6 protein-coding genes and 1 pseudogene are annotated in these 7,789 nt (G+C 38.2%); 1 reads left to right on the forward strand and 6 read right to left on the reverse strand.

Annotated elements, in window-relative coordinates:
- Positions 1-325: 325 nt before the first annotated feature.
- The gene (locus tag V7122_RS18350) at positions 326-1,180 is read right to left on the reverse strand and encodes a malate synthase (RefSeq protein ID WP_335354459.1); all 855 of its coding nucleotides are present in this window, start codon (positions 1,178-1,180) and stop codon (positions 326-328) included.
- Positions 1,181-1,608: 428 nt separating this feature from the next.
- Positions 1,609-1,761 (reverse strand): annotated as a pseudogene (locus tag V7122_RS18355) (23S rRNA (uracil(1939)-C(5))-methyltransferase RlmD); the annotation flags it as partial.
- A gap of 158 nt (positions 1,762-1,919) precedes the next feature.
- Between V7122_RS18355 and V7122_RS18360 the strand changes: the two are divergent.
- Complete coding sequence (locus V7122_RS18360) at positions 1,920-2,642, forward strand: DUF421 domain-containing protein (protein WP_335528113.1); 723 nt, start codon at positions 1,920-1,922, stop codon at positions 2,640-2,642.
- A gap of 421 nt (positions 2,643-3,063) precedes the next feature.
- Here V7122_RS18360 and rlmD read toward each other — a convergent pair whose 3' ends face one another.
- From rlmD to V7122_RS18380, 4 genes are all read right to left on the reverse strand, one after another.
- Positions 3,064-4,449, reverse strand: coding sequence for a 23S rRNA (uracil(1939)-C(5))-methyltransferase RlmD (gene rlmD / locus V7122_RS18365; protein WP_335483997.1), 1,386 nt, complete (start codon positions 4,447-4,449; stop codon positions 3,064-3,066).
- A 435-nt stretch (positions 4,450-4,884) separates the two neighbouring features.
- On the reverse strand, positions 4,885-5,163 hold the full coding sequence (locus tag V7122_RS18370) for a hypothetical protein (protein WP_335343905.1): 279 nt from the start codon (positions 5,161-5,163) through the stop codon (positions 4,885-4,887).
- Positions 5,164-5,264: 101 nt separating this feature from the next.
- The gene (locus tag V7122_RS18375; RefSeq protein WP_335343904.1) at positions 5,265-6,197 is read right to left on the reverse strand and encodes a diacylglycerol kinase; all 933 of its coding nucleotides are present in this window, start codon (positions 6,195-6,197) and stop codon (positions 5,265-5,267) included.
- A gap of 448 nt (positions 6,198-6,645) precedes the next feature.
- Complete coding sequence (locus V7122_RS18380) at positions 6,646-7,572, reverse strand: hypothetical protein (protein WP_335347739.1); 927 nt, start codon at positions 7,570-7,572, stop codon at positions 6,646-6,648.
- Positions 7,573-7,789 lie beyond the last annotated feature (217 nt).

Raw genomic sequence — 7,789 nt, forward strand, 5'->3', positions numbered from 1 at the left:
CTTTTTAAACCCATTTCTCTGTGAAATGTCCATCCAGACTCTTTGCTTGGACTTTTTTCTCGCTCTGTCATTGTATCGGTAATGTAGTTTTGGAATAAACTTGGTAAGGGCCTGAGGAAAACAGCCAATTATTAATATTAGATATTGGCAATGTTCTTTTCAAACAAAAAAGCAGTTGGTATAGATTTTTCTATATCAACTGCTTTTCTATTATACCAACCCAACCCCGCGACCGCTCCACAATAGCCAGGCACTGTTCGCCATTAGTGAAGGATGGGAAAAATGTGTCAGTCCCCTGTCATTCTTATTATCAATGGGCTAACGTCTAAATACGCATAAGTGCGCCATTAGGCTTTGGTAACTCTTGATCTGTTATCTGATTCATTTTACAAAAATGTTCAAAAAATTGTTGTCCCAGCTCTCGTTCCTTTGGGTCACTTTTCAATGAAACTATATCAAGCAAAATTTGAGCCATCCATAAATTATCAAAATAACGATATTTACCTGTATTCCATGTCATTTTGTGGGGGAATTTTTCATTTACATAATACTTCCAAAAAAGCATCTGATCCGATTCCTGTTCTGTAAGTTGGAGTCTGTATTTTGAATGAGCAGGAATATATCCATCTTCACAGAGCTTACCGATAAAATTTTCATTCACCATATAGACACCTAAGATACGTCTGTCTTTTTCAGGCATGCTTGGATCTATTGCCGTTAACAGGACAACGCTATTTTGGTGCAAGCGGATGGGTTTGTTTGGCTTCCCCTTGTTATTACCACTTTTTATTAAGCCTGAAAAAACCTTCCACTCCGAAAAAGAACTATTCTGTTCTTCTGTGTCACACCAAAATACCATTTGTGATTCGGGATGAAGTTTATGATTTTTCATCAATTTTTCATGTTCCAAACGAAGTTCCTGGTTTTTTTGTTGTAGCTTTTTTTCCTCTTCCTTCTTCCATTCTTCCTCCTTTCGTTCCATTTCCTTTTTTTGTATTATTTTTTCTAGTGAATTAGCAATACTTTTATCATGTAGTGTTAAGTGTTTCCCAAATACATCGGGGAAAACAAACTTTTTATTTTCCGATGCGAAATGTATTTCAATACTAGAATCATTATGATTAACTATACTCCCCATGCCAAAACGCTTGTGTGTAACTTTCTTATTGATTAGATTCATTATTCTAGTCCTCCTTGTAGAATAAAAACTCGGTTACTATTAGATAGTAAATTGATAATTTTATTCAACTAACTTCCTTTAAAGCTCACACGACTGTTTGATTTTCCTTCGGTTTAAAAAAGGATATTAAAAAAACGTATCCATAATTCTATCTGCAAAAAAACACAGCAGAATTCGGAATACGATTTAAAAAACAATTATAAGACTATTATAACATTTCTTGAAAATATTACAAACTTTCTTATTGACAACACATTTTATTGTGAGGTAAAATGAAATTTTATTCTCTGTACTTGCTTGAAATAGCTATGAAATAAAGGCCTCCCAAAAGTCGCGAAACTTCTAGAAGGCCCCTATAAATAACACTTGTTATTACCGGTGATAAGTGGATTGATTCCACGATTAAACTCTTATCTAACCCTTATCCCTTATCGGGAACCTGCTTTTTCTTTTAAAACTATCTGCGATACTACCTCTACATGCATCGTTTGCGGAAACATATCCACCGGCTGCACTTCCACTGTCTTATACCCGCCATCCTCCAATATCCGCAAGTCTCTTGCCTATGTCCCCGGATTACAGATTTACTCTAAATGTTGATCAACCCTGTACCTCTCCAATAGTATGTCTTTCCTTAATGTTTAATAAAATATCGATTTGAACAAATGAATATCCTGTTAATTCCCACTAATACTACTACCTATAGACGATTATATAATATAAGAGAGGTTAAACATTTATGGAAAAGATTTTCTTCATTACAATACTAAAAGGTATTTTAATATATATTTTAGCATTATTTTTAACCCGAAGAATAGGCAGAAAACTTATATCAAAAATGGATTTTTTTGATTTTATTATGGGTGTTTCATTGGGTTCATTAGTCGCAAATGCTGTCATAGATAAGCAATTTGCTACACTATCAGCTACTACCGCATTGGTTTTATTTTCAGTATTAACTATATTTACCGGATACTTAAACATGAAAAGCTTCACTTTTAGGAAGCTAATCAATTCTGAACCGGTAACTTTAATTGAAAATGGGACCATTGTGGATGAAAATATGAAGAAAATGAAATTGACCATAAATGAATTAAAGATGAAATTAAGAGAAAAAGATGCCTTCAACGTAGCAGACGTAGAATTCGCTATAATGGAAGCAGATGGGAATTTTTCCGTGTTACCCAAATCAGATAAAAAACCACTTACTCCCTATCATATGAACATTCAAACAGCAAGTACAGGTCTTGAAAAAGATATAATCATTGATGGGAAGATAATGGAGGAAAACTTAACAAGTGCTGGATTAGATAAAGACTGGCTAACATCTGCACTGACTAAGCAAAATATCAAAGATTATTCAGAGGTTTTTTATGCTGGATTAGATAATACTAAAAAACTGTATATTTCTAAAAAAAGCAGTACCAATAAAGAAACTCATGGGAAATATGGCATTGAATGATTTTATTAGCTTAATAAGGATTTAGATGCACTCACTTATAAAACTTTTTTGTCCTTTTCAGCGTACTTTTGCTTGCCCCAATTCCCTCAATTTTTTTGCAAGAATGTGTTTCCAATCTTCATTGCTTTCACCAAGGAACAGTTGCGGTTATTTAGCAGCTGATTTTAGGGGATTCTTGATGAAAGGGTTTATGGCTATGCTTCTCCAGCCAAGGCCACCATCAGAAGCTGTTCATTTCCGTATTAATCCTAAGCAAGGCACATGCCTTTACTTTAAATAAATAGGCTGCCTCTAAAGAGTTGCATTGAGACAACCTACATTTACAAATTAGCAAAAACCTCATTTACTTATGATATAGCTCATCTTGCTTTATGTTCATTTAATTTACATTCTGTCCCAATCCCAAAAGAACCTAAAACCATTAGGCTTCTGGTTCTTTTTTCATAACTAATTTAGCAACCGCCTCACAATGCATCGTCTGCGGAAACATATCCACCGGCTGCACTTCCACTGTCTTATACCCGCCATCCTCCAGTATCCGCAAATCTCTCGCCAACGTCCCCGGATTGCAGCTGACATAAACGACTTTCTTCGGCCTCATTTCAATAATTGTGTTCAAAAGTGCTTCATCGCAGCCCTTTCGTGGAGGATCAACGACTAACACATCTGCAGAATTGCCCTGCTCATACCATTTAGGTATCACCACTTCCGCTTCCCCAACAGCAAACTCTGCATTAGTAATCCCATTGAGTTCCGCATTCCGCTTTGCATCCTCAATTGCTTCCGGCACAATTTCGACACCGAAAACCTTCTTAGCCTTTTGAGCAAGGAATAAAGAAATGGTTCCGATCCCACAATAAGCGTCAATCACGTTTTCTTCACCGCTTAAATCTGCGTATTGCAACGCTTTATCATATAGAACCTTTGTCTGCTCTGGGTTGACTTGATAAAAGGAACGGGCAGAGATTGCAAATTTAATATCTCCGATGAAATCATAGATGACTTCCTCACCCCAAAGAACCTTGGTATGGTCACCAAAGATGACATTCGTTTTCTTTGAGTTGACGTTGTGAACAATGGATTTGATGCCTTTTATTCGTGAAGCAATTTCCTCTACAATCTTATTTTTATTCGGAAGGTCATTCGTTCTGGTAATGAGCACAACCATTACTTCTCCAGTTACGAGACCGTGTCGGGCCATAATATGGCGTAGATCTCCTTTATGCTTGCCCTCATTGTATGCACGAACACCGTAACGACTGCAGATATCAATTACAGTCTGAACAACTTCATCATTTTTTTCCTGCTGAATGATGCATTCTTTCATATCAATAATTTGATGGGTACGCTGCTGATAAAAGCCGCCGATGAGGCCTCCCTCTTGCTCGCCAACCGGAACCTGGGCCTTATTGCGATAGCGCCAAGGCTCTTTCATGCCTAAGACAGGGTGAACCTTAACATTTTCGAGTTTTCCAATCCGCTCTAGCACGTCCCTAACTTGCTTTTCCTTCGCTTTCAGCTGCCCTTCATAGCTTAAGTGTTGAAGCTGGCATCCGCCGCATTCTTTGTAAATAGGGCATGCCGCCTCAACCCGATATGGGCTTTTTTCATACATTTCAACAATCCGGCCGAATCCATAGCCTTTATTCACCTTAATTACTTTAACTTTTGCCTTTTCACCGGGAAGCCCGTTCGGAATAAATAACGGATAGCCCTCAACCTTAGCTACCCCAGCCCCATCATGAGTTAAATCTTCAAAAATCACATCTATATAATCGTTTTTTTGTACTGGTAATGTTTTACTCATTCGTTTCGTCCTTTTTTTCAGCATTAATAAGGGAAATTGTATCATATTATTGGGGGAATACGAAATACTGACGAACCTTTTGTGTTAGAAACAAAAGAGGATATTATCGTTAGTTTTTTGAGGGGTATTAACAAACGAAGAAAATAAGATAAAAAGTTAACCGGAGTATTCACCTGGGAATTTAATGTTCAATATAACAATGTCAGAGCCATGAAACTCATAATAAATACAAAACTTCCTGACAATAACTCTTGAGATGCCAATGAATCGTCCGAATTCCTCCATATATGATTTAGATAGTATTGGGTTTAATAACAGGTCTTCAACTTCTAGTACGAGGTTTATTAAAAAATCTTTGGTTTCTTCCGGTGTAAAATGAATACTTTGAAGGGTAAAAAGTTTTTCAAGATAGGTTCTGGCCATATGACTCTTCTTTTATTTCTCATCATTAAAGTCCGTTTCTTTTATCCTGTTTATTAATTCTTTGGATGTCATAAATCTTTGATGACGATAGGCATCTCGACTCTTCTCAAACTTTTCCGCCAATGTGGGATCAGCATTTACCTCTTCGTTTATTGACATTTCATTTTCTGTCTGTAAAATAATCTTGAATTTCCCCTTTCCAGGGACAAAGATTTCACTTTCACTGTGGTTTTGATTCATTTGATTCATCTTTTCGATCAGTTCGTTCACAATCCTTTCACTAATACTCATGTTTAACATCACCCCTTTTATAAAATTCTCTTAAAGTTTATCACATTTCATATGCTTAGTATGCAAAAAGCCCGCCCCCAATAGGAACGAGCTCCTCTTTCTTATAAGGAACTTGCCCAATCCCTCGGGCGGTCCTCATCACGGATTTGATCAATTGGTACAAAGACTTCTAAATGGCGATAAAGATTCACAAATTCGGCTGGCAGCAATCCGCCGAATTCGCCATCAAGATTTAGTTGGAGTTTTTCGCTAGACTGTACTTTTATCCGGTTCGCTTGTGTATAAATGACTTGCGGATCATTGATATGCTCACCGCGGACTGCCAGTGTTGCAATTCGGATAAAATCAGCTAGGTTTGTCTTTTTCAAAATTAATAAGGAAAACAAGCCGTCATTAATCGATGAATCTGGAGCGAGCTTTTCAAATCCACCGACTGAATTGGTTAACCCAACAAGGAAAAGCATCGCCTCCCCTTCAAAAAGCTTCCCATCATACTCAATACTCACTTCCGTTGATCGAATGGATGGAAGCATTTCAATCCCTTTTAAATAATAGGCGAGCTGCCCAAGCATCGTTTTCAGCTTGCTTGGCACTTCATAAGTAAGCTCTGTCAGCCTGCCACCGCCGGCAATATTAATAAAATACTTATCATTAATCCGTCCAATGTCGACAGGGATCCTATCACCTTTAACGATGATATCTGCTGCAGCTTCAATATCCCTCGGAATATGCAGAGCCCGTGCAAAATCATTCGTTGTACCTACTGGAATGATTCCGAGCTTCGGCCGGTAAGCTTGTTCTGCCAGTCCGTTGACAACCTCATTAATCGTACCGTCTCCCCCTGCAGCCACGACAAGGTCATATTTACGTTCGACAGCCATTCGTGCAGCCTTTGTTGCATCTCCTGGTCCTGTTGTCGCATGGCAAGATGTCTCATAACCTGCTGTTTCCAGCTTTTGTAATACTTCCGCCAAATGTTTTTTAAAAATTTCCCGACCGGAAGTTGGATTATAAATAATTCTTGCTCTTTTCATACCCATCATCCTATTAATAAACTTTAAGTTACATCATCCGTTTTCTCATTCAGTTAACATCATATCTAAAAGGCAACAACATATCAATTTTTTACCTAAACCGAAGACAGAACTAAGCACATAAAGTGAAACTTCAATCAGTGGGGTGGTTCAACGCTCAGTACAAGCTAGTGCACACATCGCAACAGGACATCGCGTTCATAGTCTGCCTCATCTCCCACTGATTGTTAGTTGAACCAATCGGGCCTTTACGGGCTGTTGATCCCCCACTTAGAAATTTTGTATTACTCAACTTCTTGAAGTAGGGGGTCTTACAGCCCGTTAATCTGCGATAAATCCATTATTCCCACAATACAAGCTTATTTATCCGGATCTCTACTACTAATAGATGCAGACCATTAGAAAAAGATACCCAGATTAACCGGGTACCGTATTTTCATCATAACGGCTACTCGACTGAATTTAAACTCACCTGATAACTATTTAATATCTGAAGCTTGTGGCTTCCTTCCCCTGTTTGGAACGTGGCTTGTTTTATGGCCGCATCTCCATATTCATTTTGCTTCGCTTCTTTTGTAATATTCCATTTTTCCAGGTCACCCTGAATTTCCTTTACACCCGTGGCAGTGATTTTGACATCACTGGAGTTCTGAATTTGTACGGAAAGATGAGATGCGCGGTCAACAGCCCAATCACTCATAAGGGAACGCGGTTTAAGAGTAATAGAATTATCGTTTCCATTCACCTCAAGTTTTACGTTGTTAGGAATGAGAATAGTTGCAGATAAACTTGCAAATCTATCAAATGGCCTGGCAGCTTCACTTGGCAATCCCTTTAAGTTGATATAAAGGGTGTCCCCTTTTTCTTTAATGGACACATAATCCTCTGATTCGGATACTAATTCCTCATTTTTTCCTGAAAGAGCGCGGTATGTACCAAATATCGCCAATTCGCTCTCGGGCGTCCCCTCTATTGTAAAAGGGGAATGCTCCGCATTTACGACTACTCTTTTAATGCTGTCACTCATTTTCTGTTCAAAGACTGGGAGCTCAAAGGTCCGCTCCTCTCGTTGTAAAACATCATTCAGTTTTTCCAAAATTCCTGTAGAGCTAATAATCGCAAAGCCAATTCCGACCGTCCCTAAAAAGCCTACAAAGAATATACTAAGAAAATCATATTTTAAAAAAGGTTTCTCCTGCTTTGTAAAGAGGAGAAATACTAATATTTCAATTCCAAGAATCATTAATATAATCGGCCACCATGACATCATCACATGTATAAGCTTGTAGCCTAAAATTTGTGATAAAAGAAGAATGATCCCAAGCATAAGGAGCGATGCCCCCATGGAAAATGTTCCAACACGCCAGGTCCTCATTGGAAAACCACCTTTCTTTATTAAAATATGGAAGGGTTAATCTTTCATGCAAGATGTTACTAGAACCTCTCTTTGATTCCCTTCCTGCGCATTTTCCCACGCAAACGGGCACCTATCTCGCTTTCTGATTCCCTTCCTTCGCTTTTTTCCACGTGATCAGGCATCAATCTCGCTATCTGATGCCCTTCCTTCGCCTTTTTCCACACGAACGGGCACC

Source organism: Bacillus sp. JJ1532, from assembly GCF_036965085.1.
Classification (GTDB): Bacteria; Bacillota; Bacilli; order Bacillales; family Cytobacillaceae; genus Cytobacillus.

Excerpts from the sequence above, each read along its gene's own strand:
- V7122_RS18360 (WP_335528113.1), top strand. The coding sequence starts at position 1,920 with ATGGAAAAGATTTTCTTCATTACAATACTAAAAGGTATTTTAATATAT.
- V7122_RS18375 (WP_335343904.1), bottom strand. The coding sequence starts at position 6,197 with ATGAAAAGAGCAAGAATTATTTATAATCCAACTTCCGGTCGGGAAATT.
- V7122_RS18350 (WP_335354459.1), bottom strand. The coding sequence starts at position 1,180 with ATGAATCTAATCAATAAGAAAGTTACACACAAGCGTTTTGGCATGGGG.
- rlmD (WP_335483997.1), bottom strand. The coding sequence starts at position 4,449 with ATGAGTAAAACATTACCAGTACAAAAAAACGATTATATAGATGTGATT.
- V7122_RS18370 (WP_335343905.1), bottom strand. The coding sequence starts at position 5,163 with ATGAGTATTAGTGAAAGGATTGTGAACGAACTGATCGAAAAGATGAAT.
- V7122_RS18380 (WP_335347739.1), bottom strand. The coding sequence starts at position 7,572 with ATGAGGACCTGGCGTGTTGGAACATTTTCCATGGGGGCATCGCTCCTT.